Origin of the sequence: Salipiger abyssi (assembly GCF_017311415.1) — a bacterium.
GTDB lineage: Bacteria > Pseudomonadota > Alphaproteobacteria > Rhodobacterales > Rhodobacteraceae > Salipiger > Salipiger abyssi_A.
This window is the reverse complement of the sequence record NZ_JAEKIS010000006.1, coordinates 107,085-129,684: the sequence shown is the minus strand read 5'-3', so window position 1 is coordinate 129,684 and position 22,600 is coordinate 107,085. Positions and strand designations below refer to the sequence as shown.

The window sequence follows — 22,600 nt, the reverse complement described above, 5'->3', positions numbered from 1 at the left end:
GGACAGGACGACAGCGTTTTACGGGAAGGGAAAAGGCTTCATGGCAGGAAACAGCGGCGGCCCCTGGGGCGGCGGTGGTAACAGGGGCGGCGAGCGGCCGCCCAATGGCGGCGGCGGCGGTGGGCGCCGGCCCGACGAACCGCAGATCCCCGAGATCGACGAGCTGGTGAAAAAAGGCCAGGAGCGTCTGCGCGTGCTCATGGGCGGGCGCGGCGGCAAAAATGGCGGCGGCTCGAATTCGGGCGGCGGCTCGGGCGGGCCCGGCTTCAGCAAGGGCACCATCGGCATCGCCGCGCTGGTTGCGCTGGGTCTCTGGGGCTACATGAGCTTTTATACCGTGAAGCCCGAAGAGCAGTCAGTCGAACTGTTCCTCGGCAAGTACAGCGCGACGGGCAACCCGGGCCTGAACTTTGCACCCTGGCCGCTGGTCAGCGCCGAGGTAGTGAACGTGACCTCCGAGCGCACCGAGACCATCGGCGCCGGGCGCGGCAATTCCGCCGATGGGCTGATGCTGACCACCGACGCCAATATCGTCGATATCGAGTTTCAGGTGGTCTGGAACATCAACGATCCGGCCAAGCTGCTGTTTAACATCCGCGATCCGCAGCTGACGGTTCAGGCGGTGTCCGAGGCGGTCATGCGCGAGATCATCGCAGCCAGCAACCTGGCGCCGATCCTCAACCGCGACCGGGGCATTATCGCCGATACCGCGATGGAGCAGATCCAGGCGACGCTCGACGAATACGAGTCGGGCATCAGCGTGGTGCGGATCAACCTCGATACCGCCGACCCGCCGCGCGAGGTGATCGACGCCTTCCGCGAGGTGCAGGCCGCCGAGCAGGAGCGCGACCGGCTGGAACGTCAGGCCGATGCCTATGCCAACCGTGTGGTGGCCGAGGCGCGCGGCCAGGCGGCGCAGATCCGCGAAGAGGCCGAGGGCTACCGCGCCCGCGTGGTCAACGAAGCGGTCGGTGAGGCCAGCCGTTTCTCTGCCGTGCGCGAGGAATATTCCAAGGCGCCCGAGGTTACCCGCCGCCGTCTCTATCTGGAGACTATGGAGCGCGTGCTGGGCAGCGTCGACAAGACCATCCTCGACGAAAGCCTGACCGGCGGCGAGGGCGGTGTTGTGCCCTATCTGCCGCTCAACGAGCTGAACCGCAGCCGCACGACGACGGGGGATAACTGATATGCGCAAGACAACCTTTATCGTCCCGGCGCTGGTGATTGCGCTGGTGATCGTGCTCTCCTCCGTCTTCGTGGTGGATGAGCGCGAAAAGGCGCTGGTGCTGCAATTCGGCCAGATCAAATCGGTCAAGGAAGAGCCGGGGCTCGCCTTCAAGATCCCCTTCATTCAGGAGGTGGTCAAATACGACGACCGCATCCTGTCGCTCGACACCGAGACCATTGAGGTAACGCCCTCGGATGACCGCCGCCTGGTGGTCGACGCCTTCGCGCGTTACCGCATCGCCGATGTGGTGCAGTTTCGCCAGGCCGTCGGCGTGGGCGGTGTGCGCACCGCCGAGGATCGTCTTTCCGGCATCCTGAACGCGCAGATCCGCGAGGTTCTGGGCGCCGATCAGGTGACCTCGGACGTGATCCTCTCGGCCGACCGCCGGCAGTTCTCCAACCGCATCCGCGACAATGCCCGCTCCTCGGCGCTGTCGCTGGGGCTCGACGTGGTAGATGTGCGGCTCAAGCAGACCAACCTGCCGTCGCAGAACCTCGAAGCCACCTTCGCCCGGATGCGTGCCGAGCGCGAACGCGAAGCCGCCGACGAGATCGCGCGCGGCAACGAGGCGGCGCAGCGGGTGCGTGCGCTGGCAGACCGGACGGTGGTGGAAACCCAGTCCGAGGCCGACCGCGACGCCAACGTGATCCGGGGCGAGGCGGATGCGGAGCGCAACAGCATCTTTGCCGAGGCCTATGGCGCCGATCCGGAGTTCTTTGCCTTCTACCGCTCGCTTCAGGCCTATGAGACGGCGCTCGAGGGCAGCAACTCGTCGCTGGTGATGACGCCGGACAGCGAGTTCTTCGAATACTTCAAGAACCAGGGCACGCCGGGGGCGAATTGACGCTGACCGATATCGGAACGGGGATCGCGCTGGTCCTCATCATCGAGGGGCTGGTCTATGCACTGGCCCCTTCGCTTGTGGAGCGTCTGCTGGAGGCGCTGCGCATGATGCCGCTGGAAGCGCGGCGCACTCTCGGCCTGCTGACCATCGTCACGGGGCTGTTATTGCTCTGGATCTTTCGCGGCTAGCGGGTTCGGCCTGGCTTAGGGCCAATTTGCCCACCGCGTGCCGAAATCCGTTCGTCGGAAGATGTAGGGTGGGCAATTTGCCCACCGTTCGCGGATCCCGTCCGTCAAAGCTCGTCCAGCGGCGTTGCGATCAGTCCCAGCGAGCGCGCGGTTTCCAGCGAAAGCTGCGCGCTGTCGAGCCCGCGCTCCTTCTGATATTTCCGGATCGCCGCCCGCGTCGGCGCATCCATCCGCCCGCTGACGCTGCTGCTGAAATAGCCACGCGCCGCCAGAGCGCGCTGCACCGAAGAGATGAGCTCGGGCGTGGTCTGATCGGGGCAGGGGGTCTCGAAGCGCAGCTCTCCGCGCGGCTTGACGACGCGCGGCACCGGCGCCCGGCGATAGACCGGCGGGCGGATCACCGTGCCGTCCTCGGCGATCTCCGCCTGCACCACCTGAATCTCGCCCATGACATGCTCGTAGATCGCCGGTGTCACTTCACGCGCCCAGCAGGTGCCGTCCGCCAGCTGTTCCGGCGCCGGCGGCGCCTCGCCGGGCCAGTCGGCGCTGTCGTCGGACGGAGCCTCGCACGCGGCAAGGGCGAGCGCCATCGCGGCGATCAGGCAGGGGGTGCGGTACATCTGCTCGAGCCTTCGTATCCGGGCGGGGCTTTTCGACGCAGCGTAGCGGCTTTGCTGGGGAGGGAAAAGCCATGTGCGCAAGCGATCGTGATTTGAGCGGCCGCCCGCGCCGGTCTGCGGCATTTTTGGCGAAAAGCGCGTATCCGGGCGCCCGAGTGGCCGCGAAGGGACTGGCGCGGCGCGTTCTTGCTGCATAGGTAGGTGGCTGACGACGAGACGACGGAGCGACGAGGCAATGGCGAAGATCACCTATATCGAGCACAACGGCACGGAACATGTGGTGGACGTGCCCACGGGGCTGACCGTGATGGAAGGCGCGCGCGACAACGGCATTCCGGGCATCGAAGCCGATTGCGGCGGCGCCTGCGCCTGCTCGACCTGCCACGTCTATGTGCATCCTGACTGGGTGGGCAAGCTGCCCGGCAAGGAGGAGATGGAAGAGGACATGCTGGATTTCGCGTTCGAGCCGGATCCCGAGCGCTCGCGCCTGACCTGTCAGCTCAAGGTGAGCGACGCGCTCGACGGTCTGGTCGTGCAGATGCCGGAGAAACAGATCTGAGGCGCATTGCCCGGTCTCTCCGCTCCGGCCTCGCGCGCGGCGCGGGGCTGGCGCTCGGGCTGTTTCTGACCTTTGAGGGCGCCGAAGCCGCGCCGCAGCTGATCGCGGCGGAGTATCTGGAGCCCACGACGCGCTACGATCACGGCGTTCTTGGCGATGCGGTGGAATGGGGCGCGCTGCGGCTGCGGCTGTCCGAGGATGGCACGCGGCGCGATGTGGTGATCCGCCTGCCGCATACCCGGGTCTTCGAGGATGTGTCGCCCCGGCTTGTCGATCTCGGCGGCAGCATGGCGGCGATGGTGGTCGAGAGCGATCTCTCGCGCGGCGCGCGTCTGGCACTCTATACCGGGGAAGGGCTGCTTGCGGCCGCGCCCTTCATCGGCCGGCGCAACCGCTGGCTGGCGCCGGTGGGGGCGGGCGATCTGGATGGTGACGGGCGGATCGAGCTCGCCTATATCGACCGGCCGCACCTCGCCAAGACCCTGCGCATCTGGCGCTATGTTCCCGGCGACGCCGCGCTGCGCGCCGTTGCCGAACGACCGGGGCTGACCAATCACCGCATCGGCTGGGACTATATCGAAGGCGGTCTGCGCGATTGCGGGCAGGGGCCGGAGATGATCACGGCGGATGCGGACTGGCGTCGGCTCATGGCCTCGCGCCTCAGCGGCGGAAAGGTCGAGACCCGCGCAATAGGCCCCTATGGCGCGGTGGCTTTGCGCGCCGCGATGGACTGTCGCTAAGGCCGCCCGGACGGGACGCGCGCAAATCGGGCTTTGCTTTCGCCGCCCGCGCGCTTACGGATTGATCCATGAGATTGTTATTTCTAGGAGATGTGGTGGGTCGCGCCGGGCGCGCCGCCATTTCAGACAGGCTGCCGGGGCTGCGTGACGCGTGGAAGCTCGATTTCGTCGTGGTCAATGGCGAGAACGCCTCGAACGGCGCCGGACTGACCGGCGAGCATGCCAAGCTGCTGCTTGCGGCGGGCGCCGATGTGGTGACACTCGGCGATCATGCCTTCGACCAGAAGGACATGATGGGCTTCATCGAAAGCGAGCCCCGGGTGATCCGCCCGGTGAACTATGCCAAACAGGCGCCGGGGCGCGGGCTGGGGCTCTTCGCCGACCGGCGCGGGCGCAAGGTGCTGGTGACCCAGGTGCTGGGACAGGTGTTTATGAAGCGCCCCTTCGACGATCCGTTCTCGGCCATGGACGATGTGCTGCGCCGTCACCCGCTGGGCGGCATGGCGCAGGCGATCATCGTCGACATGCATTGCGAAGCGACCTCGGAAAAGATGGCGATGGGCCATTTCTGCGACGGCCGGGCGAGCTTTGTCGTCGGTACGCATACCCATGTGCCCACCGGCGACGCGCAGATCCTGCCCGGGGGCACCGGGCTGCTCTCGGATGCGGGCATGTGCGGCGACTACGATTCGGTCATCGGCATGGACAAGGTCGAACCGATGCGCCGGTTCGTCACCGGCATGAGCAAGGGGCGCTATCAGCCGGCGCTGGGAGAGGCCACGCTCTGCGGCGTTTTCGTCGAGACCGACGACCGCACCGGCAAGGCGGTCACCGTGAAGATGGTGCGCCAGGGCGGTCGGCTGGAGCAGGCGGGGCCCTGACGCCGGTTTCCTGAGCATCTGCACGGATCGTCTCGCGAAATCGCTCAGGGGCTTGCGGCGCGGGCCTGCGTCCTCGCCGCGCTTGCAAGAACGGCGGTGCGTCGCCAGAATGCGCCGGGTTGGGCAGAAACAGGCTATTCCTATATGCAGTTCATTGCATTGAGCCAGACCGCGCAGGCCTGGGTGACCATTGCGACCGTGATCGCGATGTTCGTGCTATTCGTCCGCGAGCGCTATCCAACGGAGGTTGTGGCGATCGGCGGGGTGGCGGTGCTGTTGGCGCTGGGGGCGCTGCCCTACGACGCTGCGCTCGATGTGCTGTCGAATCCGGCGCCCTGGACCATCGCGGCAATGTTCATCGTGATGGGGGCGCTGGTGCGCACCGGGGCGCTCGACGCCTTTGCGACCTTTGCCCAGAGCGAGGTGGCGCGGCGTCCGCGACGGGCCATCGCGGTGATCATGGTGGTGGTTCTGATCGCCTCGGCCTTTATGAACAACACCCCCGTCGTGGTGATGATGCTGCCGATCTTCGTGCAGATCTCTCAGGTGTTGGGGGTGCAGCCCTCGAAACTGCTGATCCCTCTCTCTTATGCCGCGATCCTCGGCGGCACCACCACGCTGATCGGCACTTCGACGAACCTGCTTGTCGACGGCGTGGCGCGCAGCCAGGGGCTGGAGCCATTCACCATCTTCGAGGTCACGCCGCTGGCGCTGATCCTCGTGGCCTGGGGGATGTTCTATCTGGTCGTCGCGGGGCGGTTCCTGCTGCCCGAGCGGCATTCCATGGCAGGCATGCTCTCGGATCGTTCGCGGATGAAGTTCTTCACCGAGGCGGTGATTCCGCCCGAATCGAACCTCATCGGCCGCGACGTGCTGGGGGTGCAGCTCTTCAAGCGCGAGGGGGTTCGGCTGGTCGATGTGGTGCGCGGCGATGAATCGCTGCGCCGCGAATTGCAGGACGTGGTGCTCGAGGTCGGCGACCGGGTGGTGTTGCGCACGCAGATGACCGAGTTGCTCAGCCTTCAGCGCAACAAGTCGCTGAAGCGGGTGGACCAGATCTCGGCGCGCGAGACCACCACGGTCGAGGTGCTGATCACGCCCGGCTGCAAGATGGTGGGGCGCAGTCTCGGCGCGCTGCGCCTGCGCCGGCGCTACGGGGTCTACCCGCTGGCGGTGCATCGGCGGAACCAGAATATCGGCCGCAAGCTCGACGATCTGGTGGTGCGCGTGGGCGATACGTTGCTGCTGGAGGGCTCGCCCGAGGACATCAAGCGCCTCGCCGACGAGCTGGAGCTGGTGGATGTGTCGCATCCCTCGGCGCGGGCCTTCCGTCGCGGACACGCGCCCATCGCCATCGGCGCCATGGCGGGGATCGTGGTGCTGGCGGCGCTCGGCGTGGCGCCGATCCTGGCGCTGGCGGTGGTCGCGGTGGCGGTGGTGCTGCTGGCGCGCTGCATCGACGCGGACGAGGCGTTTTCCTTTGTCGAGGGGCAGCTTCTGGCGCTGATCTTCGCCATGCTGGCCATCGGCGCGGCGCTGGACGCCTCCGGCGCGGTCGCGCTGATCGTCAATGCCGTGGCGCCGCTGATGGAGGTGCTGCCGGCGCCGCTGCTGGTCTGGGCGGTGTTCCTGCTGACCTCTGTGCTGACCGAGGCGGTGAGCAACAATGCGGTGGCGGTGGTGGTCACGCCCATCGCGATCTCGCTGGCGCAGGCGCTGGGGATCGACCCGCGCCCGCTGGTGGTGGCGGTGATGGTGGCGGCCTCTTGCAGTTTCGCGACGCCAATCGGGTATCAGACGAACACGCTGGTCTATGGTCCGGGCGGCTATCGGTTCTCGGATTTTCTGAAGGTCGGCGTGCCGCTGAACCTGAGCGTGGGGGTGCTATCCGCGCTGGTAATCCCGCTGATCTGGCCTTTGTGAGCTGCCCCAAGATTTTTCGTACGAAAAATCTTGGGAGAAAAATTTTCGGATGAAAATTTTTGCGGCTCAGCCATAGCGCTGGACGAAATTCCACAGGATCCGCTCGGGCCAGGTGACCTCGGAGGCGCGGCACATGGCGATCAGGTCATCGGCTTCGGACGGGTCGAAATAGCCCTTGTGCCGGTAGATGCGGATGCGCGTTTCAAAGCCAGCCGCGTCTGCCTCGGGGTGAAACTGCGTGGCATAGACGTTCTGCCCGTGGCGGATCATCTGGAAGGGGCAGGGCGCCGAGCGCAACAGATGCACCGCGCCGGCGGGCAGGTGCTGGACCGCCTCCTTGTGCCCGACAAAGGCGTCAAACCCGTCGGGCAGCCCGTCGAGCAGCGGATCGCGCCCGCCCGCCTCGGTCTTGTCGCAGCGCACCGGCCCCACCGGCTCGCCATAGCGCGCCTTGCTGACCTCGGCGCCGAGATGGTGCGCGAGGATGCCGATGCCATAGCAGCAGCCAAGGAAGGGAACATCCGCGCCGGTGATCGCCGGCATCAGCGACAGGCAGGCGGCCTCGATCCGCGCCTCTTCGGGGGATTTGCGTTCCGGCGGGTCCGAGACGCAGCCTGGCCCGCCGCCGACGATCACGCCCGCATAATCGCGCGGGTCGAGCCCTTTGGGCAGCGGCTCGCAATCGAGGCGGATGCGGTGCACCTGTGCCGCGCTCAGCCCGCCCTTGCGCAGGAAGGCGGCGAATTCGTCGTCGCTGGCCTCGGTCTCGGGGCGCAGCTGGAGGATCAGGAAACGGCTCATGCAGGCGGCTTTACCCCGGTTGCGCGCCTCGGGGAAGGGGGCGCTCGTGGCGCGCGCAGGCAGGAGTATTTGCCGGAAAGATGAAAGGCCGGGCGCGGCGGGGCCGGACGGGCTTGCGGCAGAGCCACGCTCTGGGCTATAGCGCGGTGCGATATTCCGAAGTTTTCCGACGAGGCAAGAGGCACCATGGCCGGCCATTCCAAATGGGCAAACATCCAGCACCGCAAGGGCCGTCAGGACGCGGTCCGGGCGAAGCTCTTCTCGAAATTCTCCAAGGAGATCACCGTCGCCGCCAAAATGGGCGACCCCGATCCCGACAAGAACCCGCGTCTGCGGCTTGCCATCAAGGAAGCCAAGAGCCAGTCCATGCCCAAGGACAATATCGAGCGCGCCATCAAGAAGGCGTCCGGCGGCGAGGGCGACAATTACGAAGAGATCCGCTATGAGGGGTATGGCCCCAATGGCGTGGCGGTGATCGTCGAGGCGATGACCGACAACCGCAACCGCACCGCCTCCAACGTGCGCTCGACCTTCACCAAGAACGGCGGCAATCTCGGCGAGACCGGCTCGGTGGCCTTCATGTTCGAGCGCAAGGGCGAGATCGTCTACCCGGCGGATGCGGGCGATGCCGACACCGTCATGATGGCGGCGATCGAGGCCGGTGCCGAGGATGTGGAAAGCTCCGAGGACGGCCATGTCATCTATTGCGCCGATACCGATCTGAACGAGGTCTCCAACGCGCTCGAGGCCGAACTCGGCGAATCCGAAAGCACCAAGCTGATCTGGAAGCCGGGTACCACCACCGAGCTCGATCTCGACGCCATGCAGACGCTGATGAAACTGGTCGATGCGCTCGAGGACGACGATGACGTACAGCGCGTCACCACCAATTTCGAAGCCTCCGACGAGGTCATGGCGCAGCTCTGAGCGGGCGCTTGTGACGACACGGACATGACGGCCCGGGAGACGCGCGCTCCCGGGCCGTTTTGCGTCGCCGGTGGCGGGGGGCGGCGAAACCCGGTTGCATCTTTAGGCGGTGCGGGGGCACAGTCGCGCCAAGCGACGAAGGAGCCCTCCGCCATGGCCGACACCGCCTATCTCGACGGGCCGAATGCCCGCCTCGCCTATGCCCACACGCCCGGAGACGGTCCGACCGTAGTGTTCCTCTCGGGCTACAAATCCGACATGGAGGGCACCAAAGCGGTGCATCTGGAAGCTTGGGCGAAGGCGCGCGCGCGGGCCTATCTGCGGCTGGATTATTCCGGCCACGGGCAATCGGGCGGAGTGTTCGAAGAGGGCTGCATCGGCGACTGGGCGGCGGATGCGCAGGCGGTGATCGAGGCGGCGACCGAGGGGCCGCTGCTGCTGGTGGGCTCTTCCATGGGCGGCTGGATCGGCAGCCTGCTGACGCAGCGGCTGGCCGGGCGCGTCGCGGGCTTTGTCGGCATTGCCGCGGCGCCGGATTTCACCGAGGACGGGTTCTGGGCCGGCTTCTCGGACGAGGAGCGCCGCAAGGTGATGGAGGAGGGCGTGACCTATCTGCCCTCCGCCTATGGCGATCCCTATGCGGTGACGCGGCGGCTGATCGAGGACGGGCGTGAAAATCTGGTGCTGCGCGCGCCGCTGCCCATGCCCTTCCCGGTGCGTCTGATGCAGGGCAGCGCCGACGAGGCGGTGACCCGCGAGACCGCGCTGCGGCTTTTCGATCATATCGACAGCCCGGATCTGCGGCTGAGCTTCGTGAAGGGCGCCGATCACCGCTTTTCCGAGCCCGACAATCTGGCGATGATCGAGGCGGCGATTGCGGAGATCGGCGGATGAAGGAGCTGCTTTTTATCTCCCATGCGGAGGTGCAGATCGACCCGGGCGTGCCGGTGCCGGACTGGGGCCTCTCCGACAAGGGCCGAGCGCGACACGAGGCGTTTTCGGAGCGTTGCACGGGCGTGACGGCGATCTATTGCAGCGGCGAGCGCAAGGCGCGCGACGGCGCCGATATTCTAGAGAAATGCATCGAAGTCACCCCGCAGGTTATTGAAATTTTGCATGAAAACGACCGATCCGCCACGGGTTATCTACCCGGGCCGGAATTCGAAGCGATGGCGGATGCGTTCTTTGCCCGACCGCAGGAAAGTGTGCGCGGCTGGGAGCGCGCGGTGGATGCGCAAGCGCGCATAGTTGCGGCGCTGCACGAGATCGAGGCGCGCGAGCGGGACCGCGAGGGCGATGTCGCTGTGATCGCCCATGGCGGGGTCGGCGCGCTGCTGCGGGCACATCTGTTGGGGGCGGAAATCTCGCGCATTCACGATCAGCGGGCGCGCGGCGGCAATGTGCTGCGTATTGCGCTGCCGGGCTGGCGGCTGGTCGAGGGCTGGGTGCCGATGGAACAGGTGGCGTGGGACGAACGCTAGGAGGATGCAATGGAGCCGAGAGTAAGCCTGATCACGCTGGGCGCGCGCGACATGGCGCGCGCGACGGCGTTTTACGAGGCGCTGGGCTGGGTCCGCGCTGACAGCCCCGACGGGGTGATCGCCTTTGACCTGCTGGGCCAGACGCTGGGGCTCTACCCGCTGCATGCGCTGGCGGAGGATATCGGTGTGCCAGTCGAAGAGCTCGGCCACGGCGCGCTGACGCTGGCACACAATCTGCGCAGCCGCGAGGAGGTCGACGCGCTGCTGAGCCGCGCCGAGGCGGCGGGAGCGCGCATCCTGAAGCCGGCGCAGGAGGTCTTCTGGGGCGGCTATCACGGTTATTTCGCCGATCCCGAGGGCCATATCTGGGAAATCGCCCACAATCCGTTTTCGCCGCTGCGCGAGGAGGACGGAGCGTTTCGCTGGAACGGCTACGGCGAGGCCTAGAGCGCCGGAAACGCTTTGCTAACCATTCCCGGATGACACTGACCGCGCCAGTCATGGAGGAGGGCGCGATGCAGGGACAGCACGGTGAGGACTACCCGGCGTTTCTGCGCGCCATGGCAGAGACGCTCTGGACCGAGCGGGCGCTCGATGCCGGGCTGGTAGGCATCTGCCATCCGCAGCTCATTCACCGGCAGGCACAGGCCATGGGCTTTGGCGCCGGCGCGATCCGCGCCGAGGCGGTGGAGCTGCTGGCGGCGCTGCCCGATCTCGCGGTGCGGGCGGAGGATGCGATCTGCTCCGGCGCGCCGCGGATTGGTTTGCTGGGATCGCAGCGGCTGCTGATGCAGGGCAGCCATGACGGTGCCGGCGCCTTCGGGGCGCCGAGCGGGCGGCGGCTGCGGTTTCGCGCCATGGCCGATATCTATGCCAAGGATGGGCGGATCAGCGAGATCTGGGCATTGCGCGACAGCGGCGCGATCCTGCGCCAGCTCGGGCTGCGCGTCTCCGACTGGGCGCGCGAGCGCGCCGCCTGGCTGGATCCCGAGGGCGGGCCGTTCCATCCCGGTATCGACCAGCCCGGCCCCTATACCGGTCAGGGCAACGGCAATCACTGGGGCATGGCCTTTGCCGCGCTGCTCGAGCGGATCATGGCGGCTGGCTTCTCCGAGATCCCGGCGCAATACGATCCGGCGGCGCGGCTTGCCTATCCCGGCGGCGTGGCGGCGCAGGGGCCGGCCGGGGCGGAGCGCTTCTGGTTCGGGCTGCGCGCGGCTTTTCCCGATGCGCGCTTCGTCATCCATCACCGCATCGGGCGCGAGGACCGGCTTCTGCCGCCACGCGCCGCGCTGCGCTGGTCGCTGAGCGGGCGGCACAGCGGCTGGGGCGCCTTTGGCCGCCCGACAGGGGCGGAGGTGCATGTGATGGGGATCAGCCACGCGGAATTCGGCCCCTCCGGCCTGCGCCGGGAATGGACACTCTATGACGAGGCGGCGGTCTGGATGCAGATCCACGATCCGCGCCACGCCGCCCCGCTCGCGCGGGCCGTCGCGGCGGAGTAACGCCGCTCCACAGCCCTCGGCGCTTTCCCGCTTTTCCTCGCCGTGCGCTCTGATAGGATTCCGCGCAAGGCAGAGCAGAAAAACGGGGCAGGACATGTCGGGCGCCTTACTGGGGCGGGAAGACGGTATCGCGGGGCGGCATGGCTGAACCGCTCGTCCTGCTGCCCGATCTGATGTGCGACGCGCGGGTTTTTGGCCCGCAGATCGCCGATCTGTCGCGCGAGATGGCGGTGATGGTGGCGCCGGTCTCCGGCGGCGAACGGGTCGAGGAAGTGGCCTCGGGGCTGCTCGATGTGCTGCCGCAGCGTTTTGCGCTGGCCGGGCTGGGGCTTGGCGGCATCGTCGCGATGGAGCTGCAACGGCGGGCGCCGGATCGGGTGTTGCGGCTGATGCTGATGAACACCACGCCACTGGCCGAGACGCCGCAGCAGGCGGCGGAGCGCGATCCGCTGATCATCAAGGCACGGGCCGGGCGGCTCGACGAGGCGGTGCGCGCGCTCTTTCCATCCGACAGCCTCGCGCCCGGGCCCTACCGGGGCGAGATCCTCGCCATGCTCTCGGATATGGCCGACGGGCTCGGGCTGGAGGTGTTCGTGCGGCAGATCCGCGTGCTGCAACGACGCCGCGACCAGCAGAGCGCGCTGCGCAAAATGCGCGTGCCGGTGACGGTGCTCTGCGGTGCCCATGACCAGCTCTACCCGGTCAAGCGCCAGGCCTTTCTCGCCGAGCTCATCCCCGGCGCCCGGCTCGCTGTGATCGAGGAGGCGGGGCACCTACCGCCGCTGGAGGCGCCGGACGCGGTGAGCGCCGCGATCCGGACCTGGATGGCCGAGCCGCTTCTGCTGCGCTGAGCGGCGCGCGCCGGGCTATTCGGGAATGCGGATCACCACCTTGCCGGTGGATTTGCGGCTGCGCAGCAGCTCCAGCCCCTCTTCGGCGCGCGCGAGCGGCAGCACATGGCTGATATGGGGCTTGATCCGCCCCTCTTCGTACCAGGTAAAGAGCTCTGCCAGCGAGCCTGTCAGCAGCTCGGGGGCGAAGGTCAGGTAGCCGCCCCAGTAAAGCCCCATCACCGTGAGGTTCTTGACCATCAGGTGGTTGGCCTTGATCTGCGGCACATCGCCGCTGGCAAAGCCGATGCTCAGCAGCCGCGCCTCGGGCTTGCAGGCGCGGAAGGCGGCTTCGAACTGCGCGCCGCCCACCGCGTCATAGACCACATCCGCGCCGCCGAGCGCCTTCACCGCCGCGCGGATATCGTCGGTCTTGGCGTCGATCAGATGATCGGCCCCGGCCTGCCGCGCGATCTCGAGCTTTTCCGGCCCGCGCGCGCAGGCGATCACCGTGGCGCCCATGAGCTTGCCGATCTCCACCGCCGTCAGCCCGACCCCGCCGGCGGCACCCAGTACCAGCAGCGTCTCGCCCGGTTGCAGCCGCGCCCGGTGACCGAGTGCCAGATGGCTGGTGCCATAGGCGATCTGAAAGGCCGCCGCGTCCTCTGGCGTCATGCTGGCGGGCATCCTGACCGCGCGCGTGGCGTCGAAAACCCCATATTCCGCGATCCCGCCATGACCGCCATAGACCGCCACCCGGTCGCCCGGCGCGAGCCCGGTGACGCCGTCGCCGAGCACTTCGACCGTGCCGGCCACCTCCAGTCCGAGCGTGAACGGCAGGGCGGGCGTGTCCTGGTACTTTCCCGTCATCATCAGCAGGTCGGCGAAGTTCAGTCCGCAGGCGGAAATGCGCAGGCCGATCTGACCCGGCCCGGGCGTTTCCTCCGGCAGATCTGTGAAGGCGGGGGGCGACTCATGCGATGTTAGATGAAGGGCGCGCATCATTATTCCTCGGCAATCGGCAGCGGCTGGGTTTTATTCCGGCATGGAACCAATTCCCACGGTCAAGGCAAAATTTTCTAACGATTTGTTAACCTTTGCAACCGCGGGGTGCATGTAATTAACCCTGTTTATCGCTAGGGGCGCAAAATACTTGATTTTGCTCGTTAACCCGATGTAGCGTCGCGTCAGCCGGGAAAACGGGTTCTCGATCGTGTGGGTCGCGCGTTCGGAGAAGGTGCGCTTCGTGGCGCGTGGAGAAATAGTCGCCCCCTGCGCGGGGTGTGGTAGAAGGAACATCCGATGACGCATCCCGTCGACGTCCATGTGGGCAAACGCATCCGCCACCGCCGATGGCTGGTGGGCATGACCCAGCAGCAGCTTGCCGAACATGTCGGGATCAAGTTCCAGCAAATCCAGAAATACGAAACCGGCGCGAACCGCGTCAGCGCCTCCCGGCTCTGGGATATCGCCGACGCGCTCGACGTGCCGGTGAGTTTCTTCTTCGAAGGGCTCGAAAACGAGCAGGATGCCGCGGTCGAGGATGCGCCCGCCGCACCCGCCGCCGCGATGCCCGCCGACATTCTCGGCGACAAGGAGGCGCTCGACCTGGTGCGCTCCTACTACGCGATCCCCGAAAATCAGCGCCGCCGCCTGTTCGAGCTGGCGCGGGTTCTTTCCGACGTCGCTTGAGCCTTTGCCCCTGCTGCGCTAGGCGGTCGCAGGACCGACAGGTGGAGGGGGCGCAATGGCCGAGATTTCGACGGGGCTGGCAAACGAACTTTGGGACACGGCGCACGCGCTGACGGATGCGGCGCGCGCGGCGATTCTGCCGCATTTCCGGTCCCGCACCCTGAACGCTGAAAACAAGCTAGAAGACGGGTTCGATCCGGTCACCGTTGCCGACCGCGCCGCCGAGGCTGCCATGCGCGCGGTGCTTGCAGAGCGCCGGCCGCAGGACGGTATTCTTGGCGAAGAGCTCGGCAGCAGCAGCGGCAGCACCGGGCTGACCTGGGTGCTCGATCCCATTGACGGCACCCGTGGCTTTCTCAGCGGTACGCCCACCTGGGGCGTGCTGGCGGCGCTATCGGACGAGACCGGCCCGCGCCTCGGCATCATCGACCAGCCCTATACCGGCGAGCGCTTTTGCGGCGGGCTCGGGCGCGCCGAGATGACGGGCCCGCTGGGCGCGTCTGCGCTCGCCACGCGCCCACCGCGCGGGCTCGATCAGGCGATCCTTTTCACCACCTTTCCCGAGGTCGGCACCGAGGCCGACCGGCTCGCCTTCGAGCGCGTGAAAGACCGCGCGCGGCTCACGCGCTACGGCATGGATTGCTATGCCTATGCGCTGCTCGCGGCGGGGCAGATCGATCTGGTGATCGAGGCCGGGCTGCACCCCTATGACATCCAGGCGCCGATTGCGGTGATCGAGGCGGCGGGCGGCATCGTCACCAATTGGGAGGGCGGCCCGGTCCATGCGGGCGGGCGCGCAGTGGCGGCGGCGAATGCCGAGCTACACGCAGATGCGCTGGCGGTGCTGGCAGGCGCCTGAGGCGCAGCGGGCGGTGGGCAGGATTGCCCACCCTACGCTGGTATTGCCGCCTGCCGGGCAATGGGAGGATTTTCGCCGGCGCGCGCATTGGCCGGGTCTTTTCTTTCGCTGCGCGACCGGTCACGCTGACGTCGTTACCCTTGGAGCCTTCGCCATGACGGAAACGCTGATCCGCAACGCTCATAGCATCCTGACGATGGACGATGCGGGCCACGAACTGGTCGGCGCCGATCTGCGGCTGCGCGACGGGGTTATCGCCGAGATCGGGCAGGGGCTGACGACGCAGGGCGAGATCGTCGAGGCGGGCGGCTGCGTCGTGACGCCGGGGCTGGTGAACACCCATCACCATCTTTACCAGACCCTGACCCGCGCGGTGCCCGGCGGGCAGGATGCGCTGCTCTTCGGCTGGCTCCAGACGCTCTATCCGATCTGGGCGCGGTTCGGGCCGGAGGAGATGCGGATCTCGGCGCTGACCGGGCTGGCGGAACTGGCGCTCAGCGGCTGTACGCTGACCTCGGATCATCTCTACCTCTACCCCAACGGCGCGCGGCTCGACGACACCATCGACGCGGCGCTGGAGATCGGGTTGCGTTTTCACGCCACGCGCGGTGCGATGAGCATTGGCGAGAGCGACGGAGGCCTGCCGCCGGACGCGCTGGTGGAGGGTGAGGCGGCGATCCTGGAGGATTGTATCCGCGTCATAGACGCCTTTCACGACCCGTCCGAGGGCGCCATGATCCGCGTCGGCGTCGCGCCCTGTTCGCCCTTCTCCGTGAGCCGCGAGCTGATGCGCGACTCGGCGCTTCTGGCGCGCGACAAGGGGGTGATGCTGCACACCCATCTGGCTGAGAACGACGAGGATATCGCCTATAGTCAGGCGCAGTTCGGCTGCCGGCCCGGGCAATATGCCGAGGAGCTGGGCTGGACCGGCCCCGATGTCTGGCACGCGCACTGCGTGAAGCTCGATGGACAGGAGATTGATCTCTTTGCAAAATCCCGCACCGGAGTGGCGCATTGCCCCTGCTCGAACTGCCGGCTCGGATCGGGCATCGCGCCGGTTCGGGCGATGGTGGATGCGGGTGTTCCGGTGGGGCTGGGTGTCGACGGTTCTGCCAGCAATGACAGTTCGAACCTGATGGCCGAGGCGCGGCAGGCGATGCTGTTGCAGCGGGTCACGCGCGGCGCCGATGCGATGAGTGCGCGCGAGGCGCTGCGGCTTGCGACGCGGGGCGGCGCCGAGGTGCTGGGCCGGCACGATTGCGGCCAGATCGCGCTTGGCAAGCGCGCCGATCTGGCGCTCTGGGACGTGACCGGTGTCGAGAGTGCGGGCAGCTGGGACAAGGCGGCGCTGCTGCTGGCCGGCCCGCAAAGGGTGCGGCATCTCTTTGTCGAGGGGCGGCAGGTGGTGCGCGACGGGCAGCTTACAGCGATTGATATGGGCGCGACGCTGGCGCGGCAGGAGGCGCTGGCCCGTGCGCTTGTGGTTTGAAGGGAACATGGTGAAGAGGATGAGAGCCATGCGAGGACTATTGATCGGGCTCGCGCTGCTGGCCTCGGGTTGTGCGTCGGCGGTGCCGGAGCAGGCGCCGACACCGGCGGTGGCGAGCCAGGGTGCGGCCGCGCAGGCCGCGACACCGTCGCTGAACGCGTATCGCGCCGCCAACGGGCTGTCCGGGCTGAGCCGGTCTGCGGCCTTGCAGCGCGCGGCGGAGTCACACGCGCGGGATATGGAGCGCATGGGCGACATGACCCATACGGGCTCGGACGGCAGCAGCGTCGGCGATCGGGTCAAGCAGCAGGGCTACCGCTTTCGCCGGGTGGCGGAGAATATCGCCGAGACCGGGCGCGGCGCCGACCGGGTGATGGAGCTGTGGATCGCTTCGGCACCGCACCGCAAGAACATGCTGCTGCCGGATGTGACGCAATACGGGCTGGCGCAGTCTGGTGATTACTGGGCGCTGGTCGTGGGGCGGCCACGGTGAGGGCAGAGGGAAAGTGCCTGCTGCCGCTGATCTGCTTGGGGCTCGCGGGCTGTGCCGGGATCGACGTACGCAACGATGGGCAGGCAAGCGCGGCGCCGGCGGCGGCATCCGCCGCCACGGCGGACACGCCGCTGTATTACAAATACGGAATGTCGGACGGAACGCCCGACGCGCCGGTCGATCCGGACCGCGCGGTCAACGACTATCGCGCGGCGCATGGGCTGCCGCGCCTGTCGCGGTCGCCGCGCCTTGTTGCCGCTGCCAAAGCCCATGCAAGCGACATGGCGCGGAGCGGCACGGTGGGGCATGTCGGCTCCGACGGCAGCTCGATCCTGGATCGGGTGCGCGCGCAGGGCTATGACGCGGCGCGGGTGGCCGAAAACGCCGGCTGGACGGCGCGCGGCTTTGCCACGGTGCTGGAGGGCTGGGACGAGTCGCCTTCGCATCGCAAGACGCTGCGCCTGCGCGAGGTCACCGAATACGGCATCGGGCGCTCCGGGCAATATTGGGTATTGCTGGTGGCGCGCCGGAAATAGGGCGCGGATGCGGTGGGCAGATTGTCCACCCTACGGTTGAGCGTTGCGCCGGCGCGGAATCAAGGCGCACCGCGCCGCCGCGCCATCGCCGGCCCGTCCCCCGGGCTGGCGATTTGGTGACGTCAACGCCGCATGTCGAGGTCTTTCGGATTTGGCCGGGATAAATCGAGAGGCTCATCGGCCAGGTCGCCAACCCACGGGCCGGCGATGGCGCGGCTTACCGCAAAGAGGGCAAATCTGCCCACCGCACCGTCAAAACCCGGCATTCACACCCGCGTTCCCGCCACCCAGGTCTCGGCGATGGCGCGGTCGTCGCCCATCATGATGGTGGGAAACAGCGCCTCCCAGATATCCCCGGCCCGGGCGCTGCGCTGCGCGATGGCCGGGGTCGACGCCAGATCGAGCACGATGAAATCCGCCTCCATCCCGGGCGCCAGATTGCCGATCCGGTCCGCGACATGCAGCGCCCGGGCCGAGCCCTGCGTGGCCAGCCAGAGGAGTTCCGAGGCGTGCAAAGGCCGGTGGCGGAGCTGCGCGATCTCATAGGCCGCCGCCATGGTGCGCAGCATGGAAAAGCTCGACCCGCCGCCGGTATCCGTGGCGAGCCCCACCACCTGGCCCTCGCGCGTCAGCCCCTCCATGTCGAAGAGCCCCGAGCCGATGAAGGTGTTCGAGGTCGGGCAATGCACCAGCGCCGCGCCCGTCTCGCGCAGCCGGTCGCGCTCGCGCGGCTCCAGATGGATCGCGTGGCCGTAGAGCCCGCGGGCGCCCAGCAGCCCGTAGCGTTCATAGGTGTCGAGATAATCGCGCGCCTCCGGGTAGAGCGATTTCACCCAGGCGATTTCGTCGGTCTGCTCGCTGAGATGCGTCTGCATCAGGCAATCCGGATGCTCCGCCCAGAGCGCCCCCAGCGCTTCGAGCTGCGCCACGGTGGAGGTCGGCGAAAACCGCGGCGTGATCACGTATGACGCGCGGCCAACCCCGTGCCAGCGTGCAAGCAGCGCCTTGCTGTCGTCATAGGCCGATTGCGCCGTGTCGCGCAGCCCCTCGGGCGCGGTGTCGCGGTCCATGCAGGTCTTGCCGGCAAAGACCCGCATGCCGCGCGTCTCAGCGGCCTCGAACAGCGCATCGACCGAGCCGGGATGGATCGTGCAATAGGAACAGACCGAGGTGGTGCCATGCGCCAGCAGCAGGTCGAGATAGCGCCCCGCCACCTCGCGCGCATAGGCGGGATCGGCAAAGCGCATCTCTTCGGGGAAGGTGTAATGGTTCAGCCAGTCGATCAGCCGCTTGCCCCAGCTCGCGATCATGCCGGTCTGCGGGTAATGCGCATGCGCATCGACAAAGCCGGGCAGCAGCAGCCCCGCGCCATGATCCACCACCGTGGCGCCGGGATGGGCGGCGCGCATCGCCTCCGCCGGCCCGAGCGCGAGGATCCTGCCGCCCTCGACCACCATGCCGCCATGGCGCTCGTGCCAGACGGCATCGTGGCCGTCTTCGAAGGGCGAGCCGTCGAAGCTCAGGATCTGTCCCAGATGCAGCGTTGCCATGCGTCCCCCTTATGCGGCGCAAGACACTGTGGCGGGCGCTGCGCTCGAGCGCAATGCGCCCTGTTGCTCGGCGCCGCGATATCCTAAGCTTTGGCCAAACGGCAGGCAGCGGAGCAGCGATGACCGAAGAGACCGAACAGGCCGTCCCGGACGAAGAACGCGACGAAGACGACGCCTACAGCCTTCAGCGCAAGGATGTGGCGGCGATCCTCTATGCGGTGGATATCGGCGACCGCGAAAAGCTCGTGGAGCTGATGGAGCCGCTGCACGCCGCCGACATCGCCGACATGCTGGAGCAGATCAACGCCTTCGACCGGATGCGTCTGATCAAGCTCTACGACAAGGAATTCGACGGCGAAATCCTGTCCGAGCTCGACGAATCGATCCGCGAGGAGGTGATCCACGCGCTGCACCCGGAGGTTCTGGCCGAGGCTGTGCGCGAGCTGGAATCCGACGATGTGGTCGACCTGCTCGAAGATCTCGACGAGGCCCAGCAGGAAGCGATTCTGGAGGTTCTGGACAACAGCGACCGGGTCGCCGTCGAGAAATCGCTGACCTATCCGGAATTCTCCGCTGGCCGCCTGATGCAGCGCGAGGTGGTGATGGCGCCCGAGCACTGGAACGTGGGCGAGGCCATCGACTATCTGCGCAACACCGAGGATCTGCCCGAGCAATTCTATCACATCGTGCTGGTCGATCCCAAGCTGCGCCCGGTGGGCAATGTCACGCTCGGCCGGCTGATGGCCTCGCGCCGCGAGGTGCTGCTGCGCTCGCTGATCTCGGAAACCTTCCACGTCATCCCGGTGACCCGCGACGAGGGCGAGGTCGCCTATGCCTTCAACCAGTATCACCTGATCTCGGCGCCGGTGGTCGACGAGAGCGAGCGGCTGGTGGGCGTGATCACCATCGACGACGCCATGGCGGTGCTCGACGAGGAGCACGAGGAAGACATCCTGCGCCTCGCCGGTGTGGGCGAGGAAAGCCGGCTCTCGGATACGGTGCTGGAGACCACCAAACAGCGCTTTCCCTGGCTGGCGGTGAACCTGCTGACGGCGGTGCTCGCCTCGCTGGTCATCGCCCAGTTCGAGACCGCGATCGCCCAGATCGTGGCGCTGGCGGTGCTGATGCCCATCGTCGCCTCCATGGGCGGCAATGCCGGCACCCAGGCGCTGACCGTGGCGGTGCGGGCGCTGGCCACAAAGGACCTCACCGGCTCCAACGTCTGGCGGGTGATCCGCCGCGAGGTCATGGTGGGGCTGGTGAACGGGCTGGTCTTTGCGCTGGTGATGGGGCTGGTGGGGCTGTTCTGGTTCGGCTCGGCGCAGCTCGGCGGGGTGATCGCCGCAGCGATGGTGATCAACCTCGTTGTGGCGGGGCTCGCCGGCATCGTCATCCCGGTGGTGCTGGAGCGGCTCAAGGTCGACCCGGCGCTGGCCTCCGGCGCCTTCGTGACCACGGTGACCGATGTGGTGGGCTTCTTCGCCTTCCTCGGCCTCGCCGTGCTGGTGCTGCTGTGAGCGCCGATCCGCTGGCCGGGGCCAAGCAGGCGGCGCGCAAGGCAGCCTTCGCCCGGCGCAAAGAGGCCCATGCCGCCGATCCCGGCACCGGCGCGGGGCGGCTCTCGGAGCTGCTGGCGGGCCATCGCGGCGTGCCGCTGGCGGGCTATATGCCGATCCGCACCGAGATCGACCCGCTGCCCGCCATGGCCGAGGCCTCCGCCTATGGCCCGGTCTCGGTGCCGGTCATCACCGGACCGGGCGAGCCTTTGCGCTTTGCGTTCTGGGAGCCCGAGATGCCGCTGGTCGACGGGCCTTTCGGCGCGCGCATCCCCGCCGCGCCGGCCTATGTCACGCCCGAGATCCTGATCGTGCCGCTGGTCGCCTTCACCCGTGCCGGCGGGCGTCTGGGCTATGGCGGCGGCTTCTACGACCGTACCTTGGCGCTGCTGCGCGGGCAGGGCGCGGCGCTGGCCATCGGCTTTGCCTATGCGGCGCAGGAGGCGGAGGCGCTGCCCTTCGATCCCTACGACCAGCCGCTCGACCTCATCGTCACCGAGCGCGAGGTGATTTCGCCGCGCATCTCGGAACCGCCCCGGCTCTGATCGCGTTTGTCTGGCGGAACCCGGCAACACGCCGGGATGCGCGATGCAGACAGACACACGTGACGATTGGAGTTACACATGCCACAGAATTTTGTTCCCTTTCTGAACGAGAACGCCCGCAACGAGATGATCGGCCTGCTGAACGACCGGCTCGCCGACACGATTGACCTCGGCAACGCCGTCAAGCAAGCGCACTGGAACCTGCGCGGCACCGGTTTCATCGGCGTGCACGAGATGCTCGACGATGTCGCCGACCACCTGCGCGAGGGCTCGGACATGATGGCCGAGCGCGTGTCGATGATGGGCGGGTTCGCCCGCGGCAGCTCGCAGACCGTGGCCGAGAAGACCACGCTCGAACCCTATCCGACCGAAATCGTGGCGCTTGAAGATCATGTGCAGGCGCTGGTCAGCCGCTTCAACACCTACACCACCAAGCTGCGCGAGGCGGTTGATGCCGCCGGCGAAGCAGGCGACGAAGACAGCGCCGATCTCTTCACCGAGGTCAGCCGCACCGCCGAGAAAGACGCATGGTTCATCGGTTCGAACAGCGCCAAGGCCGCCTGAGCGGCCCCGGAGCTACGACCAGTGGGCGGCGCCTGTACCCGGTGCCGCCTTTTTTTCGTGCATTGCACGGCTCAGACCGCCTTCTCAACCTCAGGCTCCACCCGCCGGATCGTCTCCACCAGGATGATCTCGCAGGCCCCGGCGCCCGCGTCGTTGCGTGTGCGCGAGCTGCGCCAGCGCATGCCGCTCGGGGCTTTCACATCGACGAGATAGCCCTCGATCACCACCAGATCGCCCTTGCCGATCTGCTTCAGCGCCTCGCGCTGCGCGTCGCTCTGAAAGACCAGATGCATATTGGCGCTGGAGGTCCTGATCTGCCGCGCCGAAAGCTGCGCGCCGGGCTTCGGGCGCCAGTAATAGAACCGCCGCGCCTGACTGATCTCCACCTCCTCCACCCGCGCCGGGGTCGACATGGGCCCCCAGCCGAGCGCGAGATCGGTGGAACTGAACCCGGCCGTGCGGTCAAAGCGGTAATCGTGCCGCGACAGCACCAGCGCCTCGACGCGGAACCGCGCAAAGGCACGCATCTCGTGTTCGTTGACAGTGCTGCGGCGCGCCGGCATCAGCCCCGCCTGATAGGGCGCACGCGGCACCAGCGCCTCCTCGATCCCGGCATTGCGCTGCGCGGCCTCGGCGCGATGCCAGAGCGACGGTCCGCCCTGCGCGTCCTTCAGCAGCGGCAAGGCGACCAGTATCGCCCCCGCCGCCGCAATCATCTTGAGACCTGTGCGCATCTTTGCCCCGTCCGGCTGCTCTCGCACCCAGCCATAGCGGGAGAAAACGGCCATT

Annotated in this window: 26 protein-coding genes; 21 read left to right on the top strand and 5 right to left on the bottom strand. The window is 67.5% G+C overall.

The window, feature by feature from the left end:
* Positions 1–40 precede the first annotated feature (40 nt).
* From hflK to I6N89_RS10280, 3 genes are read left to right on the top strand one after another with little or no spacing between them, the layout of a single operon-like run.
* Entirely contained in the window at positions 41–1,186 is a 1,146-nt protein-coding gene (hflK, locus tag I6N89_RS10290; protein WP_207018369.1) for an FtsH protease activity modulator HflK, read from the top strand.
* 1 nt (position 1,187) lies between these two features.
* Positions 1,188–2,072 carry a protease modulator HflC gene (hflC, locus tag I6N89_RS10285; RefSeq protein WP_207018368.1) on the top strand — a complete coding sequence of 295 codons (885 nt, stop codon included), beginning with the start codon at positions 1,188–1,190 and terminating at the stop codon, positions 2,070–2,072.
* Positions 2,069–2,260, top strand: a complete 192-nt coding sequence (locus I6N89_RS10280) for a DUF2065 domain-containing protein (RefSeq protein WP_207018367.1) — start codon at positions 2,069–2,071, stop codon at positions 2,258–2,260. The genes hflC and I6N89_RS10280 overlap by 4 nt, the downstream gene beginning before the upstream one ends.
* Before the next feature lie 104 nt (positions 2,261–2,364).
* Here I6N89_RS10280 and I6N89_RS10275 read toward each other — a convergent pair whose 3' ends face one another.
* Positions 2,365–2,880, bottom strand: a complete 516-nt coding sequence (locus I6N89_RS10275; RefSeq protein ID WP_207018366.1) for a peptidoglycan-binding domain-containing protein — start codon at positions 2,878–2,880, stop codon at positions 2,365–2,367.
* Between the two features lie 235 nt (positions 2,881–3,115).
* Here I6N89_RS10275 and I6N89_RS10270 point away from each other — a divergent pair, with 235 nt between their 5' ends.
* From I6N89_RS10270 to I6N89_RS10255, 4 genes are all read left to right on the top strand, one after another.
* On the top strand, positions 3,116–3,439 hold the full coding sequence (locus I6N89_RS10270) for a 2Fe-2S iron-sulfur cluster-binding protein (RefSeq protein ID WP_207018365.1): 324 nt from the start codon (positions 3,116–3,118) through the stop codon (positions 3,437–3,439).
* 161 nt (positions 3,440–3,600) lie between these two features.
* Positions 3,601–4,179: a VCBS repeat-containing protein gene (locus tag I6N89_RS10265; protein WP_328805871.1), complete on the top strand. Its 579-nt coding sequence runs from the start codon at positions 3,601–3,603 to the stop codon at positions 4,177–4,179.
* A 68-nt stretch (positions 4,180–4,247) separates the two neighbouring features.
* Positions 4,248–5,060: a TIGR00282 family metallophosphoesterase gene (locus I6N89_RS10260; RefSeq protein ID WP_207018364.1), complete on the top strand. Its 813-nt coding sequence runs from the start codon at positions 4,248–4,250 to the stop codon at positions 5,058–5,060.
* 144 nt (positions 5,061–5,204) lie between these two features.
* Positions 5,205–6,983, top strand: a complete 1,779-nt coding sequence (locus I6N89_RS10255; protein ID WP_207018363.1) for an SLC13 family permease — start codon at positions 5,205–5,207, stop codon at positions 6,981–6,983.
* Between the two features lie 66 nt (positions 6,984–7,049).
* On the opposite strand, the gene I6N89_RS10250 is transcribed toward I6N89_RS10255, so the two are convergent.
* A complete protein-coding gene (locus I6N89_RS10250) occupies positions 7,050–7,784 on the bottom strand; it encodes a glutamine amidotransferase (RefSeq protein WP_207018362.1) in 735 nt (244 codons plus the stop codon).
* Positions 7,785–7,970: 186 nt separating this feature from the next.
* Here I6N89_RS10250 and I6N89_RS10245 point away from each other — a divergent pair, with 186 nt between their 5' ends.
* From I6N89_RS10245 to I6N89_RS10220, 6 genes are all read left to right on the top strand, one after another.
* Positions 7,971–8,711 (top strand): YebC/PmpR family DNA-binding transcriptional regulator, encoded by a 741-nt coding sequence (locus I6N89_RS10245; RefSeq protein ID WP_076705403.1) that lies wholly within the window; start codon positions 7,971–7,973, stop codon positions 8,709–8,711.
* 153 nt (positions 8,712–8,864) lie between these two features.
* Entirely contained in the window at positions 8,865–9,605 is a 741-nt protein-coding gene (locus tag I6N89_RS10240; protein WP_207018361.1) for an alpha/beta fold hydrolase, read from the top strand.
* Positions 9,602–10,192 (top strand): histidine phosphatase family protein, encoded by a 591-nt coding sequence (locus tag I6N89_RS10235; RefSeq protein WP_207018360.1) that lies wholly within the window; start codon positions 9,602–9,604, stop codon positions 10,190–10,192. Before I6N89_RS10240 ends, I6N89_RS10235 begins: the two co-directional genes overlap by 4 nt.
* Before the next feature lie 9 nt (positions 10,193–10,201).
* Positions 10,202–10,639 (top strand): VOC family protein, encoded by a 438-nt coding sequence (locus I6N89_RS10230; RefSeq protein ID WP_207018359.1) that lies wholly within the window; start codon positions 10,202–10,204, stop codon positions 10,637–10,639.
* Positions 10,640–10,707: 68 nt separating this feature from the next.
* A complete protein-coding gene (locus I6N89_RS10225; protein ID WP_207018358.1) occupies positions 10,708–11,697 on the top strand; it encodes an ester cyclase in 990 nt (329 codons plus the stop codon).
* Between the two features lie 140 nt (positions 11,698–11,837).
* Positions 11,838–12,548, top strand: a complete 711-nt coding sequence (locus tag I6N89_RS10220; protein WP_207018357.1) for an alpha/beta fold hydrolase — start codon at positions 11,838–11,840, stop codon at positions 12,546–12,548.
* Between the two features lie 15 nt (positions 12,549–12,563).
* Here the strand turns inward: I6N89_RS10220 and I6N89_RS10215 are convergent, their stop codons facing one another.
* Positions 12,564–13,529, bottom strand: a complete 966-nt coding sequence (locus I6N89_RS10215) for an NADPH:quinone oxidoreductase family protein (protein WP_207018356.1) — start codon at positions 13,527–13,529, stop codon at positions 12,564–12,566.
* A gap of 300 nt (positions 13,530–13,829) precedes the next feature.
* Here I6N89_RS10215 and I6N89_RS10210 point away from each other — a divergent pair, with 300 nt between their 5' ends.
* From I6N89_RS10210 to I6N89_RS10190, 5 genes are all read left to right on the top strand, one after another.
* The gene (locus I6N89_RS10210) at positions 13,830–14,219 is read left to right on the top strand and encodes a helix-turn-helix domain-containing protein (RefSeq protein ID WP_207018355.1); all 390 of its coding nucleotides are present in this window, start codon (positions 13,830–13,832) and stop codon (positions 14,217–14,219) included.
* A gap of 55 nt (positions 14,220–14,274) precedes the next feature.
* Positions 14,275–15,078, top strand: coding sequence for an inositol monophosphatase family protein (locus tag I6N89_RS10205; RefSeq protein ID WP_207018354.1), 804 nt, complete (start codon positions 14,275–14,277; stop codon positions 15,076–15,078).
* A 154-nt stretch (positions 15,079–15,232) separates the two neighbouring features.
* Positions 15,233–16,567, top strand: coding sequence for an 8-oxoguanine deaminase (locus I6N89_RS10200; protein WP_207018353.1), 1,335 nt, complete (start codon positions 15,233–15,235; stop codon positions 16,565–16,567).
* A 28-nt stretch (positions 16,568–16,595) separates the two neighbouring features.
* Positions 16,596–17,060 carry a CAP domain-containing protein gene (locus I6N89_RS10195; RefSeq protein WP_236016541.1) on the top strand — a complete coding sequence of 155 codons (465 nt, stop codon included), beginning with the start codon at positions 16,596–16,598 and terminating at the stop codon, positions 17,058–17,060.
* Positions 17,057–17,596 carry a CAP domain-containing protein gene (locus I6N89_RS10190; protein ID WP_328805870.1) on the top strand — a complete coding sequence of 180 codons (540 nt, stop codon included), beginning with the start codon at positions 17,057–17,059 and terminating at the stop codon, positions 17,594–17,596. Before I6N89_RS10195 ends, I6N89_RS10190 begins: the two co-directional genes overlap by 4 nt.
* Before the next feature lie 266 nt (positions 17,597–17,862).
* On the opposite strand, the gene guaD is transcribed toward I6N89_RS10190, so the two are convergent.
* Positions 17,863–19,146 (bottom strand): guanine deaminase, encoded by a 1,284-nt coding sequence (gene guaD / locus I6N89_RS10185; RefSeq protein ID WP_207018351.1) that lies wholly within the window; start codon positions 19,144–19,146, stop codon positions 17,863–17,865.
* A 119-nt stretch (positions 19,147–19,265) separates the two neighbouring features.
* Here guaD and mgtE point away from each other — a divergent pair, with 119 nt between their 5' ends.
* From mgtE to dps, 3 genes are all read left to right on the top strand, one after another.
* Positions 19,266–20,663, top strand: a complete 1,398-nt coding sequence (gene mgtE, locus I6N89_RS10180) for a magnesium transporter (RefSeq protein ID WP_207018350.1) — start codon at positions 19,266–19,268, stop codon at positions 20,661–20,663.
* A complete protein-coding gene (locus tag I6N89_RS10175) occupies positions 20,660–21,247 on the top strand; it encodes a 5-formyltetrahydrofolate cyclo-ligase (RefSeq protein ID WP_328805869.1) in 588 nt (195 codons plus the stop codon). The genes mgtE and I6N89_RS10175 overlap by 4 nt, the downstream gene beginning before the upstream one ends.
* 78 nt (positions 21,248–21,325) lie before the next feature.
* The gene (gene dps, locus I6N89_RS10170; RefSeq protein WP_207018349.1) at positions 21,326–21,811 is read left to right on the top strand and encodes a DNA starvation/stationary phase protection protein Dps; all 486 of its coding nucleotides are present in this window, start codon (positions 21,326–21,328) and stop codon (positions 21,809–21,811) included.
* A gap of 71 nt (positions 21,812–21,882) precedes the next feature.
* On the opposite strand, the gene I6N89_RS10165 is transcribed toward dps, so the two are convergent.
* Complete coding sequence (locus I6N89_RS10165) at positions 21,883–22,599, bottom strand: hypothetical protein (RefSeq protein ID WP_207018348.1); 717 nt, start codon at positions 22,597–22,599, stop codon at positions 21,883–21,885.
* Position 22,600: the final 1 nt, after the last annotated feature.

Excerpts from the sequence above, each read along its gene's own strand:
- I6N89_RS10240 (WP_207018361.1), top strand. The coding sequence starts at position 8,865 with ATGGCCGACACCGCCTATCTCGACGGGCCGAATGCCCGCCTCGCCTAT.
- I6N89_RS10210 (WP_207018355.1), top strand. The coding sequence starts at position 13,830 with ATGACGCATCCCGTCGACGTCCATGTGGGCAAACGCATCCGCCACCGC.
- hflC (WP_207018368.1), top strand. The coding sequence starts at position 1,188 with ATGCGCAAGACAACCTTTATCGTCCCGGCGCTGGTGATTGCGCTGGTG.
- I6N89_RS10200 (WP_207018353.1), top strand. The coding sequence starts at position 15,233 with ATGACGGAAACGCTGATCCGCAACGCTCATAGCATCCTGACGATGGAC.
- dps (WP_207018349.1), top strand. The coding sequence starts at position 21,326 with ATGCCACAGAATTTTGTTCCCTTTCTGAACGAGAACGCCCGCAACGAG.
- I6N89_RS10220 (WP_207018357.1), top strand. The coding sequence starts at position 11,838 with ATGGCTGAACCGCTCGTCCTGCTGCCCGATCTGATGTGCGACGCGCGG.
- I6N89_RS10245 (WP_076705403.1), top strand. The coding sequence starts at position 7,971 with ATGGCCGGCCATTCCAAATGGGCAAACATCCAGCACCGCAAGGGCCGT.
- mgtE (WP_207018350.1), top strand. The coding sequence starts at position 19,266 with ATGACCGAAGAGACCGAACAGGCCGTCCCGGACGAAGAACGCGACGAA.
- I6N89_RS10165 (WP_207018348.1), bottom strand. The coding sequence starts at position 22,599 with ATGGCCGTTTTCTCCCGCTATGGCTGGGTGCGAGAGCAGCCGGACGGG.
- I6N89_RS10270 (WP_207018365.1), top strand. The coding sequence starts at position 3,116 with ATGGCGAAGATCACCTATATCGAGCACAACGGCACGGAACATGTGGTG.
- I6N89_RS10235 (WP_207018360.1), top strand. The coding sequence starts at position 9,602 with ATGAAGGAGCTGCTTTTTATCTCCCATGCGGAGGTGCAGATCGACCCG.
- I6N89_RS10260 (WP_207018364.1), top strand. The coding sequence starts at position 4,248 with ATGAGATTGTTATTTCTAGGAGATGTGGTGGGTCGCGCCGGGCGCGCC.
- I6N89_RS10225 (WP_207018358.1), top strand. The coding sequence starts at position 10,708 with ATGCAGGGACAGCACGGTGAGGACTACCCGGCGTTTCTGCGCGCCATG.
- I6N89_RS10215 (WP_207018356.1), bottom strand. The coding sequence starts at position 13,529 with ATGCGCGCCCTTCATCTAACATCGCATGAGTCGCCCCCCGCCTTCACA.
- hflK (WP_207018369.1), top strand. The coding sequence starts at position 41 with ATGGCAGGAAACAGCGGCGGCCCCTGGGGCGGCGGTGGTAACAGGGGC.
- I6N89_RS10230 (WP_207018359.1), top strand. The coding sequence starts at position 10,202 with ATGGAGCCGAGAGTAAGCCTGATCACGCTGGGCGCGCGCGACATGGCG.
- guaD (WP_207018351.1), bottom strand. The coding sequence starts at position 19,146 with ATGGCAACGCTGCATCTGGGACAGATCCTGAGCTTCGACGGCTCGCCC.
- I6N89_RS10250 (WP_207018362.1), bottom strand. The coding sequence starts at position 7,784 with ATGAGCCGTTTCCTGATCCTCCAGCTGCGCCCCGAGACCGAGGCCAGC.
- I6N89_RS10255 (WP_207018363.1), top strand. The coding sequence starts at position 5,205 with ATGCAGTTCATTGCATTGAGCCAGACCGCGCAGGCCTGGGTGACCATT.
- I6N89_RS10205 (WP_207018354.1), top strand. The coding sequence starts at position 14,275 with ATGGCCGAGATTTCGACGGGGCTGGCAAACGAACTTTGGGACACGGCG.
- I6N89_RS10195 (WP_236016541.1), top strand. The coding sequence starts at position 16,596 with ATGCGAGGACTATTGATCGGGCTCGCGCTGCTGGCCTCGGGTTGTGCG.
- I6N89_RS10275 (WP_207018366.1), bottom strand. The coding sequence starts at position 2,880 with ATGTACCGCACCCCCTGCCTGATCGCCGCGATGGCGCTCGCCCTTGCC.